The organism is Saccharibacillus sp. O23 (genome assembly GCF_002205895.1).
In the GTDB taxonomy this organism is placed as follows: domain Bacteria; phylum Bacillota; class Bacilli; order Paenibacillales; family Paenibacillaceae; genus Saccharibacillus.
In genome coordinates, this window is the sequence record NZ_NJDE01000025.1 from 42115 (window position 1) to 68412 (window position 26298).

Below are 26298 nucleotides of genomic sequence, written 5' to 3' on the forward strand. Positions count from 1 at the left end.
CTGATTCCTGTATCTTACAGGAATCAGCTTTTTATATAGAATCATGCTTTTTTATCAGGGGCCATCAATGTAAGTAAAACCTGCGAAAGACGAACCCGTTCCGCCCGGCGTAGTTACAGAGACATCCGCATTTCCAGCTGCTCCAGCTGGTGTTGTCGCTGTAATTTGTGTAGAGGAATCCACAGTGATTGACGTTGCGGCGTTTCCGCCAACCGTAACCGTCGCTCCCGTCACAAATCCGGTACCGGTGATCGTGATTATTGTACCGCCCGCTGTCGATCCGGAATTTGGAGTGATGCCGGTGATCGTCGGTGCCGCGATATACGTAAAGGCGCCATTAGCCGTTGCCGTTCCGCCTGCCGTCGTCACGCTTACGTCTACCGCTCCTGCCGTCCCGGCCGGCGTCGTTGCCGTGATTTGCGTCGAGGAATCCACCGTGATTGACGTTGCGGCGTTTCCGCCGACCGTGACTGTCGACCCGGCAGTGAATCCGGTGCCGGTAATCGTGATCGTCGTGCCGCCTGCAGCCGGCCCGGATGTCGGACTGACGCTGGCGATCATCGGTGCCGCGGTATACGTGAAGGCACCGTTAGCCGTTGCCGTTCCCCCTGCCGTCGTCACGCTTACCCCTACCGCTCCTGCCGTCCCGGCCGGCGTCGTTGCCGTGATTTGCGTCGAGGAGTCCACCGTGATTGCCGTTGCGGCGTTTCCGCCGATCGTAATCGTCGACCCGGCAGTGAATCCGGTGCCGGTAATCGTGATCGTCGTACCGCCCGTATCCGGCCCGGATGTCGGACTGACGCTAGCGATCGTCGGTGCCGCGATATACGTGAAGGCACCGTTAGCCGTTGCCGTTCCGCCTGCCGTCGTTACGCTTACGCCTACTGCTCCTGCCGTTCCGGCCGGCGTCGTTGCTGTAATTTGCGTAGGAGAGTCTACCGTGATTGCCGTTGCAGCGTTTCCGCCGACCGTGACCGTCGACCCGGCAGTGAATCCGGTGCCGGTAATCGTGATCGTCGTACCGCCTGCAGCCGGTCCGGATGTCGGACTGACGCTAGCGATCGTCGGTGCCGCGATATACGTGAAGGCGCCGTTAGCCGTTGCCGTTCCGCCTGCCGTCGTCACGCTTACGTCTACCGCTCCTGCCGTCCCGGCCGGCGTCGTTGCCGTGATTTGCGTCGAGGAATCCACCGTGATTGCCGTTGCGGCGTTTCCGCCGACCGTGACTGTCGACCCGGCAGTGAATCCGGTGCCGGTAATCGTGATCGTCGTGCCGCCTGCAGCCGGCCCGGATGTCGGACTGATGCTGGCGATCGTCGGTGCCGCGATATACGTGAAGGCACCGTTAGCCGTTGCCGCTCCGCCTGTCGTCGTCACGCTTACCCCTACCGCTCCTGCCGTTCCGGCCGGCGTCGTTGCCGTGATTTGCGTAGGAGAGTCCACCGTGATTGACGTTGCGGCGTTTCCGCCGACCGTAACCGTCGACCCGGCAGTGAATCCGGTTCCGGTAATCGTGATCGTCGTACCGCCTGCAGCCGGTCCGGATGTCGGGCTGACGCTGGCGATCGTCGGTGCCGCGATATACGTGAAGGCACCGTTAGCCGTTGCCGTTCCGCCTGCCGTCGTTACGCTTACGCCTACCGCTCCTGCCGTCCCGGCCGGCGTCGTTGCCGTGATTTGCGTAGGAGAGTCTACCGTGATTGCCGTTGCGGCGTTTCCGCCGACCGTGACCGTCGACCCGGCAGTGAATCCGGTGCCGGTAATCGTGATCGTCGTACCGCCTGCAGCCGGTCCGGATGTCGGACTGACGCTGGCGATCGTCGGTGCCGCGATATACGTGAAGGCACCGTTAGCCGTTGCCGTTCCGCCTGCCGTCGTCACGCTTACACTTTTGGCCCCTGCGGTTCCCGGCGGAGTAACCGCAGTTATTTGCGTCGGAGATACCACGTTTACGTTCGTGGCATTCACCCCGCCGATTGATCCACCGACTATTACCGTCGATTCGGAAGTGAATCCGGTGCCCGTGATCGTGATCGTCGTACCGCCTGCAGCCGGTCCGGATGTCGGACTGACGCTGGCGATCGTCGGTGCCGCGATATACGTAAAGGCACCGTTAGCCGTTGCCGTTCCGCCTGTCGTCGTTACGCTTACGCCTACCGCTCCTGCCGTTCCCGCCGGCGTCGTTGCTGTAATTTGCGTAGGAGAGTCTACCGTGATTGACGTTGCGGCGTTTCCGCCGACCGTGACTGTCGCTCCCGGCGTGAACCCGGTACCCGTTATAGTGATCGTGGTACCGCCTGCAGCCGGTCCGGAAGAAGGAGTCACGTCGGTCACTGTCACATTCGCCGATTGTGAATTGACCGAGACGCTTATTTGCGTAGTTAACGGCACGTTATTTGGATTGGCTACTCCCGACGGAAGAGTTACGGTTCCGTTTACTGTAAATGTTTGAGAAGTCGTCTGGGACGGGTTGTAATTCGAATCCGCTACGTTCCAAGTCACAGCCGCATTTTTTGTTCCTGAATCGGTCGTAATCGACACTGTGCTCGGCAGTCCGAGAGCCACGGCAGTCTTAGCCGTACCGTTCACAAGACCGGTAATCGGCGTAGGAGTCTGGATGCTTGTCAAAGTACTTGAAGAAACAGGAGGCGGAGTTTGGGTTATCGGCGGCGGAACAAAACTCGGAACAACCGTTACGCTAGCAGCCGCCGAGACGGACGGATTGCTTGATGTCGCCTGAATCGTAGCGGTTCCGACAGTAAGCGGAGTGACCAGTCCGTTTGCGCTGACCGAAGCAACAGAAGGATTGCTGCTGCTCCATGTTACATTTTTGTTCGCGGCGTTATCCGGTGACAAGGTAGCCATTAATTGAGCCGCCCCTCCGCCTGCATATAAAGTCAAAGCCGTCTGATTTAGCGTAATGCCTGTGACCGCAACGCCCACCGTCGTGACCTTAACCGATCGGGTTAATGTTTTACCGTCTACAACAGCAGTAATCGTAGCCGTCCCCTCTGAAGATCCTCTAAACTTCCCGGTTTGATCGATAGTTCCGTTACCTTCGACCGACCAGACCACCGGGCCGGTTGAACCCGTTACCGATAATTGGAGGGTATCGCCTGCCGGAACGCTTAACGTTCCGGCAGGAAGAATCGCAAGAGGAGCAGAAGGAACTGACGGACCGGACGGGTCGGTAGGATTTGTCGGAACAGAGGAATCGTTTTTGATAAAGTTCAAAGTAATTACTGCTACCTGTTGCCGGTCAGCTATGCCTTTGGGATCAAATTTATCTTTTGCAACGCCTTGCATGTAACCTTCGCTCACTGCATAGCCCACGGAATCTTTAGCCCATGAAGAAATAGAAGCGACGTCGGAGAAACTCAAAGAATTTCCTTTTCCGGCTGGATTCGCACCCAAAGCGCGAACAAAGAGTACTGCCATTTGTTCCCGTGTAAGTGATTGACCCATACCAAATTTACGATCTCCCACACCCGAAATAAGTCCAGCTTTGCTTAATGCTTCAATAGCTCCATAAGCGTAACTTGATCTGGGAACATCAGTAAAAGAAGGCATCTGTGTCGGAGACGAAGTATCCAACTTCAAAGCCCTTGCTAACACGACTGCAAAATCTTGACGTGAAATTTGGGACGTAGGATTAAACTTGCCGTCGCTTTGTCCGTTAAGTATACCTTTGCTCGCCAACTCTTCGATTGCGCTTTTCGCATAAGAGCTGTCGATATCGGTAAAACCAGTTGCGGCAAAAACAGACGAAAAAGGAGTCAGTACCAGCGACGATGCAGCAATAGAAGAAATAATCTTTCTTTTAACCCTTCTCGGTAAAAACATGTCACACCTCCGTTTTAGATAAATATGTAATCCCATCTTGAATTATACTAAAAAACTCTTTGTTTAGTTTAAAAATCCAAAAAATGTTTTGCGATCTCCTGATATCTTGCTTCTTCCCTTTTATCCGCAAATAAAAAAATCGGTGCCGAAAGATTCGGACACCGATTTTCTTGTTTCCATATTCTTTAACGAAGTTTATTTCCTGCTTTCCCCGCCGTCTTCCTTCACGAACGGCCACCAATTCGCTTTCCCGAACGTCTTCACCATGACGGGCACGAAGAACGGAAGCATGAAAAGCGCGTAAATGACCAACCCGGCCAATACGACCGTCGCGATCTGCATCATCGACAGCACGCCCGACGGAATCATCGAAGCGAACGTGCCGCTGAGGATCAGAACGGCCGACAAGATGACCGTGCCCATGTTCCGCATCGCATGGACGATCGCTTCTCTCGGATCGAGATCGCGATGTTCGTTGAAGCGGTCCATCAAGAAGATGCTGTAATCGACGCCGAGCGCGATCAGCATGACGAAACCGAAGAACGGCGTCGTCCATGTGATGCCCGAGTAGCCGAGCAGATGCACGAAGATCGCTTCCGTCACGCCGAGTGCCGCATAATACGTCACGAACAGCGACAGCATCAGGTAGATCGGCATCACGATCGAACGCAGAAGCAGAATCAGGATCAGCAGGATACCGCCCATCATCAGATAGACCGTTCGGCTGTAGTCGTTGTTCGATACCGTCTGCAGATCGGCGAACGTGCTGGTTACCCCGCTGATCGCCACGTCGGCTTGTTCCAGCTTGGTACCTTGCGTTCCGCGGTCGACTGCCGCCCGGATATCGTCGATGTTCGCCAGCGCTTGCGTGCTGTACGGATTATCTTTCAACACGACGTCCAGCGTCATGATCTTGCGGTCTTTCGACATGTAGGTATCGAAGACTTTCTGGAAATCCGCATTCTCCAGCGCTTCTTTCGGCACGAACCAACCGCCGAGCTGCGAATCCGAGTTTTCTTGCAGTTGGCCCAGATAATCCTGCGCGGAGCCCAGTCCGTCTCCGACCTGCTTCAGACCGTCGACGCTCTGATCGAGGCCGTCCGTCAATTGAGACAATTGGCCCGACAGGTCGCGGAAGCCTTTGGCGAGCTGCTCTTGGCCGCCTTGAAGCTGGTCGAGTCCGTTCGTCAGCGACGGCACGTTGCCGACGATCTGCCCTTGACCGTCCGCGGCTTGATTCAGCCCGCTTTCGAGCTGATCGATGCCCGCGATCAGTTGATCGAATCCTGCCGCGAGCTGCTGCCCGCCGGATACGGCCTGCGCGTATCCTTGGTTGGCCTGCCCGATTCCCGCGGCGACCTGCGACACTTGACCTTGAATCTGTCCGAAAGCTTGCGCCAGAGCGGCCGTGCCTTGACCTGATTGCATCACCGTGCCGCGGATCGTCAGATAATCCCGGTCTTGAAGCAGCTGCGGGAATTTCTTCTCCAGACTGCCGAAGCTGCCTTGCACGCCGTTCAGCGCGCCCGACAGAGCTTTCAACTGATCGCCGATCTGCGACATCCCGCCGTTCAGCGCGTTCAGGCCGGTTCCGACCTGCTCGTAACCGGCGAGCAGTTTGGCGTTGGCATCGGCCAACTGCTGCGCGCTGGCTTTCATCTGCTGAAGACCGGATTTCAACTGTCCCGCGCCGGTCGCTCCGGAACGAATGCCGGTCTCGATCCGCGACAAGCCGTTGCCGAGCTCGGCGACGCCGGTCTTGAGATCGTTCGTACCGCTGACCAGCTTATCCGCGCCGGCGGCCGCCTCTTCGATCTTCGGCGCATTGTCGCTCATTTGTTTGCTGGCGTCGGCCAAGCCGTTTTGAATCTTGGTCAAACCGTCGCCCGCTTTGCCTAATCCTTCTTTCAGCGTTCCGGCTTGATCGGCCACGCTGAAGTCTTTAATCTCTTCGCCTGTCGGGCGGCTGGCGCTGCGTACGGTATCCACGCCCGCCACCTTGCCGACTTCGCGGCTGATCCGCTCGGCAAGCGCGACGTATTCGGCGTTATCCATCGCTTCGTCGTTCTTGATGACGATCTTCGCCGGCATGGCTTGTCCTGCCCCGAAACTGTCGGAGATGATATTGAATCCTTCGACCGATTCGTAGTTCGGCGGGATCTCTTCCAAGCTGTTGAACGACAGCTTGCCGCTGTAAGTCAGCAGGAACGGCAGCGAGACCGCGAGCACGATCAGGAAAGCGGCCCACGGACGTTTCAGCGAGAAACGTCCGGCCCAGCCCCACAGCCGGTTCTCGCTATGGCCGATCGCTTTGCGCGACGGCCAGAACATTTTCTGTCCGAGCACGGCCATGAAGAACGGCACGATCGTGATCATCGCCAGCAGCATGACCGCGATGCCGACGGCAACGGCAACGGCCGAACGGTACAGCATGAACTGCGACAATCCGATCGCCGCGAAACCGACCAATACGGCCAGCCCCGAGACCAGCACCGTGCGTCCGGCCGTCCGGTACGTCTCGACGATCGCGTCCCATTTGTTTTCCTGCCGACCCATTTCTTCTTTGAAACGGCTGATCAGCAGGATGCAGTAGTCCGTCCCGATGCCGAACATGACCGCGACCATGAAAATCTGCGTGAACGTCGACAGCGGGAAATCGAAGCGGTCGACGAGGAACGCGACCACGCTCTGCGAGACGATGTAACTGATGCCCACGGTAAGCAGCGGCACGAACGGCGCCACGACCGAACGGAACACGAGGATCAGGATCAACAGGATGAAGACGACCGTGATATACTCGGATTTCTTCAAGCCTTCTTCCGAGCTGCGCACGGTATCTTCGCTGATCAGCGATTCACCGGTCAGATAATGGTCGACCTGATAAGAAGACAGCGTTTGTTCGATGCCGTCCCGCACCTGAGTCGCTTCGCCTTCGGCCACTTCGGCGCTGAGCGAAACGAGAATCGTTTGTCCGTTTTTGGACACCATCTGTTCTTCCAGCTCGCTCTGCTCGAACGGGCTCAGAATCGATTTGATATGAAGCTTCTCTTTGTTTTTCTCCAGCGCTTCGGTCGCCAGTTTCGCTTGCGATTTCTCTTCGGCGCTCAGACCGGCCGGATCATGGAACACGAGCGCGATCGTCGTGCCTTCCGAACCGCCTTCCTGAGCGGCCAATTCGTCGAGCAGCTGCGAAGCTTCTTTCGACGTATAGCCGTCCGGCACGGAGAATCCGCCTTTTTCCCGGACAAGATCCGACATCGAAGGCGCCGTCAGGAACAATCCGACCGCGACCGCGATCCAGAGGACCAGCACCAGCCATCTCGCTTTCAGTATGGTTCTCATTCTTTCTCTCTGCCTCCATCTTCGACAACCAGACGGGCCAGTCTTTCGAACCCGGACAGGACCGTCTCGATTTCTTCTTCTTTAAAATGCCGCAAATAAACGCCGACCGCTTCCGAAATCCGCAGATCGACCTGCTCGGCGATCTGCTGCCCGCGCTCCGTCAGCGACAGGTAGACTTCGCGGCGATCCGCTTCGCTGCGCGTCCGTTCGATCAGACCGCGATCCACCAATCGGGTGACGATCGCCGTAATCGAACTTTTGACCACTTTGAACGTCTCCGCCAATTCCGACGACGTGCGAGGACCGTGCTGCATAATATGCTGAAGCAAATAATATTGATCGCTGGTCAAGGCTTCCTGCATATGACTTCGAACCACCGAGCCCATCCCTCTCTCGATCGTCAGCCAAGAAGCGAGAAATCGATCAATCAACTTTTTCGCGTCTACGGCCGGCAGCTCGGCATCCGGGCGAGTCCGCTCGTCCATCTCATCTCCTCCTTTTTCGCCTGCTATTGGTTCTCCACGCGAACTGTTCGATAATAAAACTATTCAACAATGAAACTATATATTTTCTGCTTATCTCTGTCAACTCTCGGCGAACGCGGCAAAAAGCCTGTTCCGCGAAAATCCGGGAACAGGCTTGCGATAAGGCGATTCGGTTTATTCTTCTTCTTCGACCTCGTACACGCAGCGGAAACGTTCCAGTCCCGACGGGCTGATGCCCAGACTGACGACGGCGAAGCCGACGTTGCGATAAAAATCGACCGCTTCCTCGTCCGTTTCCGCGATAACGCGCTGCGGCTTCTCCCGGACCATCAGTTCGAGCAGCATCCCGCGCCCGTATCCGCCTCCCCGGCTTTCGGGTTCCACGGCGATATGCGTGATCGTGATCTCGCCTTCGCCGCTCGGCTTGAAACCGACGATGCCGATCTTGTCTCCGCCTTCCTCGTAAGCCAGAAGCTCGGCGTCCGGTTGTTCTTCGTAGAAAGCAAGAGCCCGTTCCAGATGTTCGGGATCGGGGAAGATCGAGAGTTCTACCAGCGCGGCGATCTGCGGATCGCGCACCTGATTTTTGACCGATTGCAGCATGTTCGTATAGCCTCCTATCGTTTATTCGAGTACCGTCTTTCGCTCGGACACGAAACAACCGGTTCGCCTCTTCAGGCAAACCGGCGCAGTTCCGAGCAAGCCGCGTCGTAGGCTCCCCATAGCTTGGGCAGCACGTCGCGCGCTTCTTCCGCTCTGCTTTCGCGGAGCGAATTTTCGATCTGCTGAAGCAGTTTGGCAAAATAATGAACGCCCAGCGTCAGACTGCCGGACTTGAGATTGTGCGCGGTACGCATTCCTTCTTCCGTCTCGCCCGTCAGCACCAGCCGTTCGAGTTCGATCAATTTGTTCGGCGTCTCGCGCTCGTAGACTTCAAGCAGCGTGCGGAAAATTTCCGGTTCGCCTCCGTCGTCCAATTCCAGAATCTCGCGCACGACCTCGGGGTTCAGCGCCTGCTCGGAAGCTCTGGGAATCCAGCGCCGAAGCGTCGCGCCCAGCGCTTCCAGCCCGACCGGTTTGGCCAGAAAATCGTTCATGCCCGCTTCGGCGCAGATCTGGCGTTCCGTCTCGAGCGAATCGCCAGTAAGCGCGATGATCGGAATCGGACGCCGCATCTCGCTGCGTTCCAATTCCCGAATCCGGCGAGTCGTTTCGACTCCGTCCGAATCCGGCATATGACGGTCCATCAGAATCAGCGCGAAAGGCCGACTGAGAAAAGCCGCGAAAGCTTCTTGTCCGTCATGCACGATCTCGACCGCGCGCAAGCCCAATTTGCCCAGCTGCATCGCGATCACCTGCCGATTGATCGGATTGTCTTCGGCCACAAGAATAGGCAGATCCGCTTCGTCCGCTCCGAAAGTCGAGATCATATGCAGCGCCGCGCCCGGCGCTTTCTCTTCCTCCAGCGGAACCAGCGGCAGTTCAAACCAGAAAGTGGAGCCTTCGCCTTCGCGGCTCAAGACGCCGATCCGTCCTTTCATCGCTTCGACAAGCGACTTGCAGATCGTAAGCCCGAGTCCGGTGCCGGACTCGGCTTTGCCGGCCTCCGTTTGCGAATACGGCCGAAACAGCTTATCGATATTCGCCGCGGAGATGCCGATTCCGCTGTCGCTCACTTCGAAACGGAACGTGTCGGTACGGCCCAAGACCGGACGGACGGACAACCGGATAAACCCGTTTTTCGTGAACGTATTCGCATTGTTGATCAGATTGATCAAGATCTGACGAATGCGGGTCGCGTCGCCGTTCAAACGCTCGGCGATCGCCGCGTCTACTTCGTACCGGATCACGTTCCGCTTGGCGGCCGCCCGAGGTTGAAGAAGCTGCACGGCATGCGCGGTTACCTCGCGAAGATCGAACGGTTTCTCCTCGATATCCAGTACGCCCGCTTCGATCTTCGACAAATCGAGCAGATCGTTCACCATGCCGAGCAGCGCCGAAGCCGACTCCTCGATCAACGCGGTCCATCCTCGTTGCTCTTCGCTAAGCGAACTGGATTGCAGCAGCTCGGTCATTCCCAGTATCCCGTTCATCGGCGTACGGATTTCGTGGCTGATCATCGCCAAGAAGCGGCTTTTGCCTTCGCCCGCTCGTTCGGCTTCGCGCAGCGCTTCCTGAAGTTCCGCATTGCGGCGGGCCAGTTCGCGCTGCAGCGTGACCAGCTCGCTGTTCATCGCCGAAAAGTCGTTCAAGATCTTCTCTTCCTGAAGTTGGCCGCGCACGATCCGATCGTTCAGATTTTCGACGATGGCGCGCAGACTCTCGATCTCTTGCTGCGGATCGACATCCATCAAGCATGTCCCCCTTCCGCGCCGACGTCTTCCGTCCGCTCGCGTTCCGACCGGCTCATCCGCATGAGACGACCGGCTTCCAACAGCGCCCGATCCGCATCGGGCGAATATCCGTCGGCGCCTACGCGCCGCCACAAAGCCGCGTCGACGTTGAACGGCAGCCCTCCGACCATGATCTTGACGCCGGCCAGCCGCTCGTCCGCTCGCAGTCTCGCGATCTGTTTCTTCATTAAATGGACATGAAAAGTCATCGTAGCCGACAAAGCGATCAGATCGGCACCGCTTTTCGCCGCCGTCTCGATCAACTCTTCTTCGTCCACGCGGGAACCCAGATAATGAGTCTCCCAACCTTCGAGTTCGAACACGTCGGTCAGCATCCGAAGTCCGATCTCGTGCATCTCCCCGCCGATGCAAGCCGAGACGAGAACTCCTGTGCGATCTTGTTTTTTCAGACCGATCCAATCGGCGTACAGACGGGACATGGCACTCTGCGTGACCGCCGAACAATAATGCTCGTCGGCTACGCTGATTTGCTGCGTCTGCCACAGGCGGCCCACTTCGTATTGCGAGGTCTGAAAAATATGACGATAAACCTCGCGCAGGCTCGCCCCGCTTGCGATGGCCGCGTCGATCAGCGCATACGCGCCCGAACGGTCGCGGCGAAGCAGCGCATCGAGATAGGCTCGGCACTCTTGACCCAACGGCTGCTCTTCCGAGATATAAGACGGTTGTTCGGCCGGTTCCGACATTCGCAGAATCCCCATTTCCAGAATGCGTACCGCCCGTTCCCGTTCCTCCCCCTGCACGGCCGCGCGTATGCGTCCGAGGATCAATTCCAGCTTGATCCGAATATCTTTTTCGTTCAGACCGTACCCTGCCAGAAGCTGCTTCAGCCATCCGATATAATGGACGAACAGCGAAGGACTGTCCATCTGTACGCTTTCCGCCAGATAATGAAGCGTGTAGACCGCATCTCTTCGCGACTTTTCGAAGCCCGGGCGACCGTAACGCTCCATCAGCTCGGGCTGGATCTTATACTGTTCTTCCGTGACTTCGAGCGCCAATTCTTCGATATCGGCGAACAAAGATTCCGTTTCCTGCGCCGTCATACGAATCGCCCGCCCGGGAAGCGGCGCAATCGGCTTGTTCGTATTCGCTTGGCCATCTACGCATCCCCCCCAGTTGTTATGCCTATCGATGTCCGCGCTTCGGCCTTCCATCACCCGCCTCGGGTTCATCTTCCCATACCGGAACGCCGCGCGCAACCCGGCGCGGCGCGTCAGTCTCCGCGAAGCGAACCGTAGAGCGCTTCCCATTCCTCCCGCAGGACGCCCATCCGAATCGAATCGTACAGCTGACCGTCGACGATTCGGCATTTGCGCATTCGACCTTCCACCTGCATGCCGATTCTTGACGCGGTCCGCATCATCCGTTCGTTCCCCGACCAAGTCGTAATGCCTACGCGAGGCACGTCCAGATGCGAGAACAAGTAACCGACATACATTTTCAGCGCTTCGGTCCCGCTCCCTCTGCTCCACGTATCGCTTCGAAACAGCACGATTCCGGCCTCCAACCAATTGGAAGGCCGATGCTCCCAATAAGAAGAGACGATACCCAACATTCGCCCCTCCGGCGTCTCGACCAGCAGCCTCGGTTCCCAAGAAAGTTCTCGCGTCTTGAGCCGCTCGTATCCCTGCACGAATTCTTCGAAACTCTCCTGCTGTTCCTCCGCTTTGAAGTAAGGCGCATCCCATTCTGTCCATTGTCGATCCGAGTCTTCGTATTCCAATGCGTACAACTCCCGATAATCCTCCGGCGTCACGCTGCGCAGACGAACCTTTTCTCCTTGCAGCAGCGTCTTGATTTCCCGGCTTTCGTTCGTTTCCGCAAATTCCTTCTTTTCCTGTTCATGCATCGTTCTGTTCCCCCGTTTCCGCTTCGGAATATATCGGAAGCGAAACGGGTCGATCGGCTTATCTCGTGAGCGTATCGATGCTGCCGTCTTCGCGGCCCACGATAACCGTGTGCGCCATGTCGACGAACAAACCGTTCTCTACGACGCCCGGAATCGCGTTCAATTCGGCATGCAGCGCCGCGGGGTCTTCGATCGCTTCCGCACGGCAGTCGGCGATGTAATTTCCGTTATCGGTCATGTATCGTTCGCCGTCGTCCGCAAGTCTGAGCTCGGGATTCAACTGCAGCCCTTTCAGCGCGTCCAGCGTCCACTCATGGGCAAAAGGAACGATCTCGACCGGCAGCGGAAACGCGCCGAGCGTATCGACCAATTTGTCTTCGCCGACGATCACGAACATTTTCGCGCTCCGGGCCGCCACGATTTTCTCGCGCAGCAGCGCGCCGCCTCCGCCTTTGATCAGTTGAAGACGGCGATCGACTTCGTCGGCGCCGTCGATCGTGATGTCGATGATGCCGACCTCCGCGAACGGAACGATCGGAATGCCGAGCCCGATCGCTTGTTCTTCCGAACGTTTCGAAGTCGCCACCGCTCGGATCGTCAGTCCTTCTTGCACGCGCTGCCCCAGCTTTTCGATCGCGAAATAAGCCGTCGATCCCGTTCCGAGACCGACCGTCATACCGTCCTCTATCGATTCCACCGCTCGCTCGGCGGCCAATTTTTTCGTGTTCATCGCTACCACTCCGTCCCGATTCGACATTTTGTAAAAAAACCTTCCTCCTTCATTGTAAAGCAAAAAATTTTCCTGCGACAGTGTTTATTTCGTGTGATCCGAAAGCTTGCCGGCTTCGTTACATAGACAGTTGCATAATTTGTCGAATAAAATCACTTTTTAGAGAAATTTTAGTCGAATTTGTCATTTGACCTTTAAAATGTTCGAAAAATATCCGATATCTAACTATCGAATAAGATCGAAAAATGCAAAAAAGAGGAGATTAATAGATATGAAACCTATAAATGTGACTAAAAAAGCTTTTTTCTCCATAATAACCACTGTTACTCTGTTTACTGCTGTTGTAGGTTTTCAACTTTCGACGCGCTTCGACCACGAAGGATGGGCAGATCGAAATTCGACAAATAAACCGGTCAGCTTCGTATCTCCCAAACCGGTTTTCGACATTTTCGTTAAATATACGGATCAAACCGGAGAGCGCGCCGCTCTCAACGTCACGCACGATTTGCAGTACCATATCTACTGGGATATGAAGATGATGTCACTGCGCACGAATGCGGAAGGTCTTGCCAAGCTGAGCAGCAACGATTCGATCGCCTCGATCGAACTGAGCCGAGATTACAAAGGTCTCCCGCAAAGTTCGATCCTGCCGAACGATCAAACGCCTGCCTCGACCCCGGTTTCTTCCGCTTCCAAGCTGAAACAAGGACAATGGGGTTACGGAGCTATCGACACCGCTAAAGCGGCTCAAGCCGGTTATACCGGCAAAGGCGTCAAGATCGCCGTGCTCGACACGGGCATCTCCGAAGAATCGGGACTGAAGATCAGCGGCGGAACTTCCACGATCGACGGCGTTTCTTCCTACGAGGATGATAACGGGCACGGCACGTTCGTAGCGGGAATCATCGGCGCTAAAAGCAAAGCGTATAAAGGCATTGCCCCGGACGCTTCTATCTATGCCGTCAAAGTCATGGATAAAGACGGAAACGGTTCGACGACGTCTTTAGCCGAAGGACTCGACTGGGCAATCCGCAACAATATGGATGTCGTCAATCTGTCGTTATCCTACCCGCAGGATTCCCCGGCCGTTGACGACTTGCTTGTCAAAGCGAACGAAAAAGGAATTACGGTGATCGTAGCCGCCGGCAATGCCGGCAAGTCTGACGGCAGCGGCGATACGCTCGCTTATCCGGCCCAGTCTCCGGAAACGATCGCGATCGCGGCTGTCGATTCCAATCTGAAACGCGCCGACTTCTCCGGCACGGGCAACCAAGTCGAGTTTTCCGCGCCGGGCGTCGGCATCGTCAGCAGCAGCATCTCGGGCAAATATAAGATCAGCGAAGGAACTTCCACGGCCGCACCTTTCGTCAGCGGTATGGTGGCCGTCTTGAAACAAGCTTACCCGACGTTGAACGCCGACCAGATCCGGACCGCATTGCAGCTCGGTGCAATCGATCTGGGCACGCCGGGACGCGATCCCCAATACGGATACGGACTGATTTCGTTCGACCAGTTGATCGGCAAAAATTCGGTCATCGCCGAAGCGACAGCAGCGGATTCTTCTTCGAACGTGCCGGCTTCGAACAACAGCGCTTCCGCTGCCCCGACTTCGCCTTGATTGTGCGACTCGGTTCGGCTTCGAATACTGCCGGGATATACCTTTGCCCGGCAAAACAAACGCCCTTCCCCCGGATATTTTTCGGAGGAAGGGCGTTTTTGGAGATGCGCCGCGTTTTACTGCGTTTTGCCCAGATTGACCAAGCTGATTCCGGACAAGGCGATCGTCGTATCCGCCTGCTCGGTCCCGTCGATCTTGCCCATATCGAACACGATCCGGCTGTTCGCGTAGCTGTCTTCGGTCGCCGGGAACGTAAACGTGAATTCTTGTTCTTCCGTCGCGAGGTCTACTCGGTTGCCGTAGAACCCGGTCCATTCGTAATTGGCGGGCACGTCTACCCAGCCGATGCCTAAGCCCAATTTGCGCGCTTTGTCCGCTTTGGCCGTAAAGGTCAGCTTATACGTATAGCCTTTTTGCATGGCAAAACCTTCTTGGATCAACTGCCGATCCCACGGATTTTCTCCGACCTGCGCGATCTTGGCCTGCAATTTGCCGTTATCGGCGCTGATCGTCAGAGCGTCCGGTTTGTCGCCGGCGGCATACGGGAACCAACCGGTCGTACCGTTCGAGAAGTCGCCGTTGGCGATCAGATTGACTTGTACCGGTTGACCTCCTTGATCGGCGGCCGAATTGACTTCGAACAATCGCACGTTCCGGATCGATACTTGATGCTCGCCTGCCGCCGTCGGCGGATTGCCCAGACCGAAATTCAGCAAAGCGTTGTCGTCCGCCGTCTCGCCCATCGTGAACGTATACGCATACGACTGAGAAGCCGTCGTCAAGGCCGCAGGCTGATCCAAATATTTGACTTCGTCGCTGCCCGTCTTGGACACGACGACCTGTATCGATTTGTCTGCCGAAGCCGAAGCGTCGAAGCTCAAACGATACGTTTTGCCCGCTTCGAGCGAGAGCTGCCCCTGCTGCAAGATCGCGTCCCACCAGTTCTGCGTCGTACTCGGCAGCGTCAGGCTGATGCCCTGCTCGGAACTATAAGCCGTTGCCGTCGCAGCAGAAGGAATCGTCCAATCCGCCGCAGCCGCGCTCAACTCGCCGTTCTTCACTTGGCTGCGCGAAATGTCGAGCCAGCGCGTGTTGTACTCGCTGCCTTCGAAATTCACGTAATACGTTTTGCCGGCTTCCAGCGTAACCGCGGGCAGGTATACGGTGCGATAAGTCTGCCAGCCGCCGGTATCGCCCAATACGAGATCCGTGTTCGCGACGTCGACACCGTTCTCGTCTTGCACCGAGAACCGAACCTTCGCGTCGGCTTTGGCGCTGGCCATCCGCGTCGAGAAGATATAAGGACCGTCGCCTGCCGGGGTGATCTTGAATTGCAGGCGATCGCCTTCGTCCATATAGCTGACGTGTTTGCCGCCTTCGCTAGAATCTTCGAGCTGCAAGCCCTGCATCGCATAAGCGTCGGCTGCCGGGATATGGACGTAATTCGAGAATCCGACCGCTTTTCCGCGTTTGGTCAACCGGACGTTATCGACGTAGACTTTGCCTGTCGAGCCGCCGAACAATAGTCGGAGTTCCGACGTCGCGACCTGCTCGCCCGCTCCGATCGAGATCTCGCCCGAATAGGTCTTCATCTCGGAAGCGATCTGAAGCTGCTGTCCTTGGGTGATCTGCACGTCATGGCCTTCGGCCGTCGACAATCCGAGATCCATGATTCCTGCGGTATCGGCTTTGGCTTCGAACGAGAATCCGTAAGCCGTATCGCTTTCGAGCTTGAGGCCCGGTTGAACGACGGCGACCTGCTGCGGCTGACCGTTCGTTTTCTTGACGTCGACCACGAGCTGCCGCTCCATGATCGGGAATTTCAAGAAGTTATTGACCGATACCTGCGCTTCCGCTCCCGGCTGAATCTCCGTCTTCCAGAAGCCGAGGCGTTCTTTGCCTTGATCGAAGGTGCCGTTATAGACGTAGTTGCCGTCCGGAAGCGCTTTGCGTTCGACTTGAACCGGATCGGCTTCGCCGATCTCCGTCAACTTGACGTTGGTTACCCACGCCTCGCCTTTTTCCAGCCCCAGATTGAATTCGAACCGGGCGTTATTGTCCGAACCGCCGCGCATATCGAATTCGTAGCTGTACGGCTGCCAATCGGTCGTGATCGGGAACGATTTTTCTCCGGAATAGTTCGTCCAGCTTTTCTCGAACTGCGTGACTTTGGAGCGCAGCGTCCGGTTCGCCGAAGCTTTCGCTTCGAACTCGACTTTATACTTTTTGTTTTTCTGCAGGTACATCGGCATCTGCGTCAACTGGATCGAATAACTTTCCGTTCCGGCTTCGGAGATCGAGACTTTGGCCGCTCGGCCTTTGACCGGATCGTCGACTACTTCGACTTTGCCTTTCCCGCCCGCGTTCTCGATAAATTTCCAGTCGGCAGGCACGCCGCTCGCGTCCGATCCTTTAGCGAAAGCTTCATTATAAATCTGATTGCCGTCCGCCTGCGGCGCGCGCTGACGTTCCGGCTCGATCGGAGCCGACGTCACGTCGGGCCATTGATCCAGATTCTTATAGGAATAGACCCGCACGAAATCGACGTTCATCTGCTCGGAAACGAAAGCGCTGTCCGGTGCTCCCGGCCAATCTCCGCCGACCGCCAGATTGAGGATCAGATAGAACGGCCGATCGAACGGAGCCGGGAACGTATAGCTCTCCGGCTGCCCGGCCGCCGTCGTCTGCCAGTTGTTGATCTGATGATGCAGCTTGCCGTCCACGTAGAACCGGATCATGCCCGGCAGCCATTCGACTTGAAAATCGTGATAATCGTCGGCAAAAGATTCGCCCTGCGGCAGCGTGAATTTGCCTTGATCATGGCCGTGCGAACCGTCCGCTTTGACCGAATCGTAGTGGATCGTGCTGTACGTTTCGTGGTCTTTGCCCGCGCCGCCGATCAGTTCCATGATGTCGATCTCGCCGGAAGCCGGCCAGCCTCCGTAATGCGCTTCGTCCGTCGGCATCATCCAGATCGCCGGCCACATGCCCTGCTGCGTCGGAAGTTTCGCTCTGACCACGACTTTCCCGTACGTCCAATCGCCTTTTTCTTTGGTGATCAGCTTGCCGGACGTATAATTTTTGCTGCCTTTTTGCTGTTTTTTGGCTTCGATCTGCAGCACGCTGCGGCTGCCGTCTTTGGCGATGCGCGTATTGTCCGGGCTGTAATATTGCAGTTCGTTGTTATACACCAGCTCGGTATCTTGGACCGTCCATTTGGACGCGTCCACGGCGGAGCCGTCGAACTCGTCGTTCCAGACCATCTGCCACTGTTCGTCCGGAATGGTCGTGGACGGCACCGGCTTTTCTCCAGAAGGCGTACCGGGAACGGAAGGTGTCGTGCCGCCGGGATTCGAAGACCCGTTTCCGCCCGTGTTCGAAGAATTTCCGCCGCCGGCAGAAGCCGAAGGCGAAGCGGGTTTAGACGGCGTCGACTGAACCTGAACGCTTCCAGGCGCCGTGCCGTCCGCGTATCGTCCCGGTGCGACCGTTTTGCCGTTTAGCGACACGTCCGCCGCGCTCACTTCAAACTGTTTGATCACGCCCGTACCTTCGATTGCCGTACGAGCGGCCCGACTATTTACTTTCAATGTCGCGATCGTACTCTCCGCCGCAAGTTCCAATTCGGATTGCCGTTCGACGACCATTTCTTCGATCTGCGTGGTTCCCGTCATCGTGAGATGGACCGGAACGAATTTTTTGTCGACCACGACCCGATTCAGTTTGGAATCTTGGATGTTGATCGAATGGCTCCCTCCGCCTCGAACGATCACGCTTCCGGTAACGGTCACGCCTTCGAGCGTTACCGTGCCTTCCCCGATCGCTTCCGTCAACAGCAGATTGCCGTTAACCGTCATATTTTTCAACGTCGCGTCGGCCGATCTCACGATCAGATTTCCGTTAACGTCGGATTCGTAAGTTCCCGGAACGCTGCGGACATCGGCGATCATCGACGACAGCAGCACGGCGGCTTCCGCTCGCGTAATCTCGGATTTCGGATTCAGACCACCGTTGTATCCGTTTACAATTTTCTGTTTAACGAAGTAACTCAACGCTTGTCTGGCATAACCGGCAACGTCCTGCCCGTCTCGGAACGCGGCATTCAGCGTATCGTTCTCGCCGCCCGTCGATAATCCGAACGCGCGGTCGGCCATCACCATCGCGTCTTGGCGGGTAATCGCAAGCTTGGGAGACAGATGCGAAGCGTCGGTTCCTTGAAGGATGCCGGAGCCGCTTGCCCGCGTAAGCGCGTCGTAATACCAATCTTTTTCGCTAAGATCGACATAGCTCCCCGCTGCTTGATCTCCCGCGAATCCGAAGGCCCGGTCGAGTATGACCGCGAATTCGGCGCGGCTGATCGGTTCGCCCGGTCTGAACGTGCCGTCCGCGTACCCTTCGCTCAGCGCCATGCTCCGCAAGCGCGCCGCCGCGTTCTCGGCCCAATGGCCTTGCAAATCTGTGTAGGGAGCCGAGAGCAGGCTAGACGCCTGCCCCCGTTCCGCTGCGGTTTGCGGTTTTCCTTCTGCCGCTCCGGCTGCTGCCGGAACCGCCAACGACGCGATCATGCTGCTCGCTACCAGACAAACCAAGCTTTTTTTCACTCGTATTCCTCCCGCGAATCTATTTCGTTCAAAGGAGCCGTCTATTCTTTGACTGCTCCGATCACGATGCCTTTTACGAAAAAGCGCTGCAAGAACGGATAGATCATCAAGATCGGCAGCGCGCCGATAAAGATCTGCGCCGCGCGAACGGTACGCTGCGACACGTTTTCCAGCATGGACGGATCGACGTTGATCTTGCTGAGGTCCTGCTGGACGATAATCGTCTGAAGCAAAGAAGCCAGCGGATAATTTTTGACGTCGGACATGTAGATCATGCCGTCGAACCAAGAGTTCCATTGACCGACCATCGTGAACAGCGACAGCGTCGCGATCGCCGGCATGGACAGCGGGATGTACACGAGCATCAGCGTTTTGAAATGGCCCGCACCGTCCAGGTAAGCCGCTTCTTCCATTTCTTTGGGCAGGCCCCGGAAGAAGTTCATCATCAAGATCACGTTCCATACGGACAACGCCCCGGGAAGCACCAGCGCCCAGATCGTATCCATCAAGCCCAGCTTCTGAATCAGGATGTAGCTCGGAATCAAGCCGCCGCTGAACAGAATCGTGAACACGAAGAACCACGTATAGATCGAGCGGCCTTTGAAGCTGAGATCTTCTTTGGACAGCGGGAAGGCGGTGATCAGCATGACGAACATGCCGATCGCGGTCGCGAGCACGGTCCGTTTGACCGAGACCAGCAGCGAATCGATAAAGTTGGAATTGCCGAACGTTTTGACGTAAGCGTCCGTGGTGAAGCCTTTCGGCCAGAAGCCTACGAGATTCGCGGAAGCTGGCGCCATGCTGCTGAACGAGACGGCCAAGATATGCACGATCGGCAGAATGCACAGCAGCGACAAGATGCCCAAAAAGGTATAGTTGAAGATGCTGAACAGCCGATAGCCTTTTGTTTTGTAATACAAGCCTTTTGCTCCTCTCTAGAACACGCGGTAATTCGCGAGTTTGTAAGCCATCCGGTACGAGATCACGATCAGGATCGTAGCGACCACCGATTTGAACAGCCCGACCGCCGTCGCGAAACTCATCTTGCCGTTCAGGATGCCCAGACGGTAGACGAAGGTGTCGATGATATCGCCTTTGTCGTACACGAGCGGATTGTACAGGTTGAATACCTGATCGAAGCCCGCGTTCAGGATGTTGCCGATCGACAGCGTCATCAGCACGATCGTGATCGGCATCAGCGCGGGAATCGTGATATGCAGCGTCTGCTTGAAGCGGTTCGCTCCGTCCACTTCGGCCGCTTCGTACAGCGCCGGGTTAATGCCGGAGAGCGAAGCCAAGAATACGATCGTGCCGAAGCCGAATTCTTTCCACACGTCGCTGACGATCAGCGTAACCCGGAACCATGTTCCGTCGCCCAAGAAGAAGATCGGCTTGCCGCCCAGCGCGACGATCAGTTGATTGACCATGCCCCCTTGCGGCGAGAGGATATCGAGCAGAATCCCGCCCAAGATGACCCACGACAGAAAGTGCGGCAGATAGACCAACGTCTGGCTGACTCTTTTGAACGCGGTCAAACGGACTTCGTTCAGCAGAATCGCGAACAAGAACGGCGCGATCAACCCGGCGACGATCTTGAAGAACGCGATCAGCAGCGTGTTCCAAATGACTTGACCGACATCCGGATATAAAAATAAATACTTGAAATTATCCCAACCTACCCATTTTGAGCCTGTAAAACCCAAGTAAGGTTTGAAGTCTTGAAAAGCGATAACGATTCCGCCCATCGGTATGTACTGAAACACGATCGCCAGCAGAACCGCCGGCAGCAGCATGATATGCAAAGACCAGTTCCGCCGCATATTCCAGCGCTGTCTGGCTTTAACGACCCTCTCTTTGCGAGGCGCGCTCAACGTCTGTTCTTTCACCCCTACATCCCCCATAATTCAAAATTTGTATTTTACAAGCAGTTATGAACTTGTATATTAAAATTATAACGACGGCCGTTCGCGATCTATATCCTAATATTGCAACAACCATAACAATATCTTAACGAGTTGAGGAGGTCGGGCTTTGTTTGCTCGTCTGAACGTCTTTACCAAAATCACGCTGCTGTTCGTATCGCTGCTTGTCCTCGTATTGTTTCTCTACACGTATTCGAACCGGGAAAGCGTGCGCGTGATCGAACACGAGATCCAGACCAACACCACGAACCGGTTATCGAGCTTCGCCGATTCCGTCGAGTCCAACATCTACCAATTGTCGCTGTACGGCATGTCGATCGGCCAAGACTCCAGCATTCAGGAATATCAGCGTCCGGATTACAAAAACGAACCTTACGAACGGGTCAAAGTCGGCAGCGCGATTCTGGAAAAAATGAATCTGTACAACGCCGCCAGCAAGTGGCATTCGACGATCACGCTCTACTTCCCGAGGTTGCAAAAAGTCATTTCGACGGATTATTATGCTTATATCCCGTACGAGACCGGCGAATTTTCGAAACCGCTATCAAAATCGTGGGTCTATCAAGGCAACCGATTCGAGTGGTACACGACCGAGCCGACGACGGCGATGGACACGCCGGCCAAGTCGCGGTTGATCACCAAGATCAGTTTTCCCGCGCGCCACCTGACGAACATGCTGGATCAGAACAAATTGAACAACAAAGGCGATCCGTTCATGTTCCACCCGCAGCTCGGCTTGATCGGCAACAGCAGCGGAAGCGACGCGTTGACGGTGGTGCAATCCGAACTGAAAGACATGCGATTGGGCGAAAAAGGCGGATTTACCACGACGCTTGACGGCAAAGAATATTACGTCTCGTATATTCGCTCGGGCAGTCTCGGATGGTATTACGTCGATTACGTCCCGATGCAGCAGATTCTGGGACCGGTCACGAACAGCCGGAATCTGTTCTACGCGTCGATCGCCGTGCTGATCGCGATGTGCATCGTCGTGCTCTACGTGCTGTACCGCAGCGTGCAGCTTCCTCTGCTCCAACTGGTCAAAGGCACGAACCGCTTGGCGGTCGGGGACTTCTCCGTTCGTCTGCGGCCGACGTCGCGCAACGAATTCAGCCTGTTGGTCGAGCGGTTCAACGTCATGGCGCAGCGGATTCAGCAATTGATCGAGAACGTCTACGAAGAACAGTTAAGGCGGCGCGAAGCGACGCTCAAACAACTGCAATCGCAGATCAACCCGCATTTTCTGTACAACTGCCTCTTTTTCATCAAAAACATGGCGAGGATGAAAAACGAAAAAGCCGTCGTGGCGATGGCGCTGAATCTGGGCGAATATTACCGCTATATCACCCGATCCGAAGACGATCAGGCCACCGTCAAAGAAGAATTGACGATGGTCAAAAATTATCTCGAAATTCAAGCGCTCCGGCTGGAACGCATGCATTTCACGATCGACGTGCCGGACGAAATGATGTCGAATACGCTTCCCCGTCTGACTCTTCAGCCGATTATCGAAAACGCGATCATTCACGGCATCGAACCGCGCACGGAAGACGGACATATCTCCGTAACCGGACGTCTGGAAGACGGAATGTGTACGATCACGGTCGAAGACAGCGGGCGGGGCATGACCGAATCTCAGATGCAGGAATTGCTGCGCAATCTTCGCAAACCGCTCGACGGCGATATGGGCTGCGGCACGTGGAACGTGCATCAGCGGTTGTCGTTCCTCTACGGCGAAGAAGCCGGGCTGCGTTATCGGCATTCGCCGGGCGGCGGCGTCCAAGTCTGCATCGCTTGGCACAATACTCTCAATCTGTAGGTGAATTTATGTTGCAAATTCTGTTGGTCGACGACGAACGATCGGTCGTCGAAACGTTGGCGGAGACGATTCCGTGGGAAAGCTGCGGGATCGGCACCGTGCACGAAGCGTTGTCCGGCGCAGTCGCGCTGGAGATTATGGAGAATCACGATATCGATATTCTCGTGACCGATATTCGCATGCCGGAGATGTCCGGCATCGATCTGATCACGGCGGTCCGCGAGAAATGGCCGCAGGTGCAGACGATTCTGCTGTCGGGCTTCGCGGATTTCGAATACGCCAAGCAGGCGATGGCTCAAGAAAGTTTCGATTATCTGCTGAAGCCGGTCAGCGACGAAGACCTGATCGAGACCGTGCGGCGGCTGGTCGACCGGATCAAGCAGAAATGGGAAACCGCCGCTTCTTATCAGCGCGCTTTGCACGCTTTTCGCGACAATCTGCCTTTGCTGCAATCCACGCTGCTCCATGAACTGCTGACGGGCAAGACTTACTCGCCTTCGGCGCTCGCGGACAAGCTGGAACTGCTGAATCTGCCGTATTCGGTCGGTGAAGAAATGGGCATGCTCGTGATCCGCATGGAAGAACATCTGTCCGAGATGGCCGATCGCGATCAATCGCTGATGCAGTACGCGATCTCGAATATCGTCAGCGAAGTGATGCGGCATCATTTTCATATCTGGCATACGCGGGACGTCCACGATTATCTGGTCGTGCTGGTCAGCGTCAAAAAAGGCGTCTCTGCGGGCAAAAGCAAAGAAGAGCATCCTCAAACGCTGCTGGAGCAGTACGCGGCCCAAGTTCAGACGAACGTGCAAACGTATCTGAAAGGAGCGATCTCGATCTCGGTGTCGCATTGGGGACAATTCCCGGACGAGATCGGCGAGATCTACGAAGGCGCCGTCCGCTCGATGCGCAAACGCATGGGTCACGCTCAAGGGCTGTTCGTGACGGCTTCGGACAACAAAGACGTCCATCCTCTGCCCGCTATCCGTTCTCTGTACAAACCGCCTACGCTGATCAGCCTGCTGGAAGCCGGCCGTTTCGACGAGGTGGAGCAGAAGATCGACATGATTTTCGACGAACTGCTCGAATCGGGTCAGCAGCACGATATCGCGGAAACGACGATCGAGGTCTATCATGCGCTGGCGGGCGCTTTCGCTTATATCATTCACAAAAACGGCAAGCAGATCGCTTCGATCCTGCCCGCCGAAACGTACAAATATTTTCAGGCTCCCGGCTATGCGACGGCGCAGCAGTTGAAAGACTGGTCGATGCGCACGCTGCGGGCGATCGGCGAAGACGCGGAGCAGGAGCTGAAAGACAATCACAGCGTCATCGTGCGCAGCGTCAAAAGTTTCGTCGATCTGCATCTGGCTTCCGACGTGTCGCTGCCGGCGATCGCGGAGCATGTGCATCTGCATCCGGTGTACTTGTCCAAAGTGTACAAAGCGGAGACCGGCGAAGCGCTGACGGCTTACGTCTATCGGCTTCGGATGGAGAAAGCCGCTTATTATCTGCGTTCGTCCGGCGCCAAGGTGTTCGAGATCGCGGAGCTGGTCGGCTATAACAATACGGCTTATTTTATTCGGGTGTTCAAAAAGTTCTATGACGTGACGCCGCAGGAATATCGGGAGAATATGCCGGTGTGACGTGGAAAAGCTTTGCCGGATTAGCAACCGGCAAGGCTTGGGTGTCGAGAAAGTTACGTAGGCTAGGGAAGAGAGCCGACTCCGAGAAAATTCGTTCCAGTCGCGTGTTGAAATCGGGAAGAATGATTAGACTTTTAAAGGTGTCTTCCCGATTTCAAAGGCGATCTAGAGCATATGCTTCCGAAGTGCATTTCTTCGAAATGCTTTAGCTCTTCCACTGAATTTTCTCTCCGTCTTCTCCCTTCCAGTTACGTTGGTGTTTCTCGACCCAAAAAGCCTTGCCGGTAAATATCCGGCAAGGCTTTTGGTTTTTTGGGGTTTTGGGTTCGTGGGGCTATTCCAGCATAGCTTGCTGCTTGTTGCTTGATTCTTAATGCTTATTTCTTAGCGCTTACGGATTGATACCATTCGTTCACTTCTTTGGTGATCTGTTCGCCGCCGGAGGCGTTCCAGTTTTCGACGAACTTATCGAAAGCGTCGACCGGGGCTTTGCCGTAAATGATCTGCGAGAACGTGTCTTTTTCCATTTTGGACAAGATGTCGTTGTTCATCTGCATCGTCATGGTCGGCGCGCCGGTGAACATTTGGTTCATCGCGATGTCTTTTTGATCCAACACGATTTTGGCCGCGTCGATCATCGGCTGAGGCACGCCGGATTTGATCTTTTTCTCGAACGGCGTCGTCGCTTCTTCTCCGCTTGCCAGCTTGGCGAGGGTCTCCATGCTCAAGCTCGGAATCCGGGCGCCGTCGAACGTCAAGGTATATTTCTCCGGCGCATAGCCGCCTGTCGCGCTAGCGTCGGTCGTCGGTTTGCCGTCTTTCATCGCCCAGTCGTACCCTTCGGCGAAGCCGTTCTCGAACACGTCGCCCGCTTTCGGATTCGCGTAATGGTCGAACAAGTAGTTCTGGTACGTGAAGAACGCTTCCGGGTTCTTCATGTCTTTGTTGATCAGGACGACGCCGTTGCCGTTCGATGTCCCGTGTCTTCCGGCTTTGCCGTCCGGTCCGGACGGAATCGGATACGCTTTGTATTCCGCTTTCGGATCGTTTTTCTTGACGTCTTCGAGCGGCCAAGAAGGCATCCAGTGCGGTCCGACCACGATTCCCGCTTTGCCCGCGGTGAATTCTTCCGACGCTTTGGTCTCGTCGTAGACGCCGGCTTCTTCCGGAATATAACCTTTTTGCATCCAGTCATGCAGCGTAGCCAGCGCCTGCTTGGTGCCCGGGTTCACGGAGCCGTATTCCAGCTTGCCGTCGGCGTTCAGGTTCCATTGGTTCGGCATCGTGCCGTACGCGCCGAAGATCCAGCCCGCGTCGGACATCCATGTGTTCAACCAGTTTTTGAAGCCGATCGTCAAGCCGTACGTGTCTTTTTTGCCGTTTCCGTCCGGGTCTTGGTTCGTGAACGCGTCCATGATCGTTTCGAGATCGGCCAACGTTTCCGGCGCTTTCAGATTCAGCTTCTTCATCCAGTCTTCGCGAATCCACATCACCGGATCGCCGTTGTACGAATAATCGAGAATCGGAATGCCGATCCGTTTGCCGTCCTGCATGTACGGATACCAGACGGAAGGATCTTCGTTCATCGCGGCTTTCCACGTATCGCTGGCGTATTTGTCGAACAGTTCGCCGGCATCCACGAATTTTCCGGTTTCGATCAGCTCGCGCACCAGATTGAATTCGCCGCGGTACGAGATGATGTCGGGCATTTCCGCGTTCGAAGCGAGCGACAAACGCAGTTTGGTTTCGAACGCGTTGTTGGTCGACGGCGAGATCCATTGGTTCTTCAGATCGATGCCGAGCGTGTCTTTGGCCCATTTGGTATGCACGTTGTTGTCTTGATCCTCGCCGGATTTGAACTTGACGTCGGGTCCCCAAGGACGCAAGTAGCTGATCGTGACGGGCGGATCGTATTTCCCGTCTTTCATGGTCAGAGCGGCGCTCGGCGTGCTCGGCGCGGCCTCTTTGGTCGCTCCGCTGTTACAGCCGCTCAGGATCGCTGAAAGCGCGAACATTCCGGCGA

General features: G+C 56.0%; 15 protein-coding genes. 3 read left to right on the forward strand and 12 right to left on the reverse strand.

Translation table 11 applies throughout. The features are described 5' to 3' along the window. Positions 1-54: 54 nt before the first annotated feature. From CDO73_RS27510 to rpiA, 8 genes are all read right to left on the reverse strand, one after another. Positions 55-3879, reverse strand: coding sequence for an IPT/TIG domain-containing protein (locus CDO73_RS27510; protein ID WP_088490835.1), 3825 nt, complete (start codon positions 3877-3879; stop codon positions 55-57). Positions 3880-4038: 159 nt separating this feature from the next. Beyond that, positions 4039-7185, reverse strand: coding sequence for an MMPL family transporter (locus CDO73_RS22860; RefSeq protein WP_088490836.1), 3147 nt, complete (start codon positions 7183-7185; stop codon positions 4039-4041). After that, on the reverse strand, positions 7182-7670 hold the full coding sequence (locus CDO73_RS22865) for a MarR family winged helix-turn-helix transcriptional regulator (RefSeq protein WP_088490837.1): 489 nt from the start codon (positions 7668-7670) through the stop codon (positions 7182-7184). Before CDO73_RS22865 ends, CDO73_RS22860 begins: the two co-directional genes overlap by 4 nt. A gap of 174 nt (positions 7671-7844) precedes the next feature. Then, a complete protein-coding gene (locus CDO73_RS22870) occupies positions 7845-8273 on the reverse strand; it encodes a GNAT family N-acetyltransferase (RefSeq protein WP_088490838.1) in 429 nt (142 codons plus the stop codon). A gap of 71 nt (positions 8274-8344) precedes the next feature. After that, entirely contained in the window at positions 8345-10021 is a 1677-nt protein-coding gene (locus CDO73_RS22875; protein ID WP_088490839.1) for an ATP-binding protein, read from the reverse strand. Then, positions 10021-11130: a cobalamin B12-binding domain-containing protein gene (locus tag CDO73_RS22880; RefSeq protein ID WP_179218804.1), complete on the reverse strand. Its 1110-nt coding sequence runs from the start codon at positions 11128-11130 to the stop codon at positions 10021-10023. Before CDO73_RS22880 ends, CDO73_RS22875 begins: the two co-directional genes overlap by 1 nt. A 170-nt stretch (positions 11131-11300) precedes the next feature. Next, the gene (locus CDO73_RS22885) at positions 11301-11936 is read right to left on the reverse strand and encodes a GNAT family N-acetyltransferase (RefSeq protein ID WP_088490841.1); all 636 of its coding nucleotides are present in this window, start codon (positions 11934-11936) and stop codon (positions 11301-11303) included. Positions 11937-11994: 58 nt separating this feature from the next. Next, on the reverse strand, positions 11995-12666 hold the full coding sequence (rpiA, locus tag CDO73_RS22890; protein WP_088491033.1) for a ribose-5-phosphate isomerase RpiA: 672 nt from the start codon (positions 12664-12666) through the stop codon (positions 11995-11997). A gap of 538 nt (positions 12667-13204) precedes the next feature. On the opposite strand from rpiA, the gene CDO73_RS22895 reads away from it, so the two are divergent. Beyond that, the gene (locus CDO73_RS22895; protein ID WP_179218805.1) at positions 13205-14284 is read left to right on the forward strand and encodes a S8 family peptidase; all 1080 of its coding nucleotides are present in this window, start codon (positions 13205-13207) and stop codon (positions 14282-14284) included. 116 nt (positions 14285-14400) lie between these two features. On the opposite strand, the gene CDO73_RS22900 is transcribed toward CDO73_RS22895, so the two are convergent. The 3 genes from CDO73_RS22900 to CDO73_RS22910 are packed head-to-tail and all read right to left on the reverse strand — an operon-like array spanning position 14401 to position 20705. Continuing rightward, positions 14401-18885 (reverse strand): carbohydrate binding domain-containing protein, encoded by a 4485-nt coding sequence (locus CDO73_RS22900; protein WP_088490843.1) that lies wholly within the window; start codon positions 18883-18885, stop codon positions 14401-14403. A gap of 41 nt (positions 18886-18926) precedes the next feature. Further along, complete coding sequence (locus CDO73_RS22905; protein ID WP_088490844.1) at positions 18927-19805, reverse strand: carbohydrate ABC transporter permease; 879 nt, start codon at positions 19803-19805, stop codon at positions 18927-18929. A 15-nt stretch (positions 19806-19820) separates the two neighbouring features. Then, positions 19821-20705 (reverse strand): ABC transporter permease, encoded by an 885-nt coding sequence (locus CDO73_RS22910; RefSeq protein ID WP_256972834.1) that lies wholly within the window; start codon positions 20703-20705, stop codon positions 19821-19823. A 211-nt stretch (positions 20706-20916) separates the two neighbouring features. On the opposite strand from CDO73_RS22910, the gene CDO73_RS22915 reads away from it, so the two are divergent. Then, a complete protein-coding gene (locus tag CDO73_RS22915) occupies positions 20917-22626 on the forward strand; it encodes a sensor histidine kinase (protein ID WP_088490846.1) in 1710 nt (569 codons plus the stop codon). 8 nt (positions 22627-22634) lie between these two features. Beyond that, positions 22635-24275 (forward strand): response regulator, encoded by a 1641-nt coding sequence (locus CDO73_RS22920; RefSeq protein ID WP_088490847.1) that lies wholly within the window; start codon positions 22635-22637, stop codon positions 24273-24275. Positions 24276-24652: 377 nt separating this feature from the next. Here the strand turns inward: CDO73_RS22920 and CDO73_RS22925 are convergent, their stop codons facing one another. Next, positions 24653-26290: an extracellular solute-binding protein gene (locus tag CDO73_RS22925; protein ID WP_256972835.1), complete on the reverse strand. Its 1638-nt coding sequence runs from the start codon at positions 26288-26290 to the stop codon at positions 24653-24655. Positions 26291-26298: the final 8 nt, after the last annotated feature.

Excerpts from the sequence above, each read along its gene's own strand:
- CDO73_RS22865 (WP_088490837.1), bottom strand. The coding sequence starts at position 7,670 with ATGGACGAGCGGACTCGCCCGGATGCCGAGCTGCCGGCCGTAGACGCG.
- CDO73_RS22880 (WP_179218804.1), bottom strand. The coding sequence starts at position 11,130 with ATGACGGCGCAGGAAACGGAATCTTTGTTCGCCGATATCGAAGAATTG.
- CDO73_RS27510 (WP_088490835.1), bottom strand. The coding sequence starts at position 3,879 with ATGGGATTACATATTTATCTAAAACGGAGGTGTGACATGTTTTTACCG.
- CDO73_RS22870 (WP_088490838.1), bottom strand. The coding sequence starts at position 8,273 with ATGCTGCAATCGGTCAAAAATCAGGTGCGCGATCCGCAGATCGCCGCG.
- CDO73_RS22925 (WP_256972835.1), bottom strand. The coding sequence starts at position 26,290 with ATGTTCGCGCTTTCAGCGATCCTGAGCGGCTGTAACAGCGGAGCGACC.
- CDO73_RS22895 (WP_179218805.1), top strand. The coding sequence starts at position 13,205 with ATGTCACTGCGCACGAATGCGGAAGGTCTTGCCAAGCTGAGCAGCAAC.
- CDO73_RS22875 (WP_088490839.1), bottom strand. The coding sequence starts at position 10,021 with ATGGATGTCGATCCGCAGCAAGAGATCGAGAGTCTGCGCGCCATCGTC.
- CDO73_RS22885 (WP_088490841.1), bottom strand. The coding sequence starts at position 11,936 with ATGCATGAACAGGAAAAGAAGGAATTTGCGGAAACGAACGAAAGCCGG.
- CDO73_RS22860 (WP_088490836.1), bottom strand. The coding sequence starts at position 7,185 with ATGAGAACCATACTGAAAGCGAGATGGCTGGTGCTGGTCCTCTGGATC.
- rpiA (WP_088491033.1), bottom strand. The coding sequence starts at position 12,666 with ATGAACACGAAAAAATTGGCCGCCGAGCGAGCGGTGGAATCGATAGAG.
- CDO73_RS22910 (WP_256972834.1), bottom strand. The coding sequence starts at position 20,705 with ATGCGGCGGAACTGGTCTTTGCATATCATGCTGCTGCCGGCGGTTCTG.
- CDO73_RS22920 (WP_088490847.1), top strand. The coding sequence starts at position 22,635 with ATGTTGCAAATTCTGTTGGTCGACGACGAACGATCGGTCGTCGAAACG.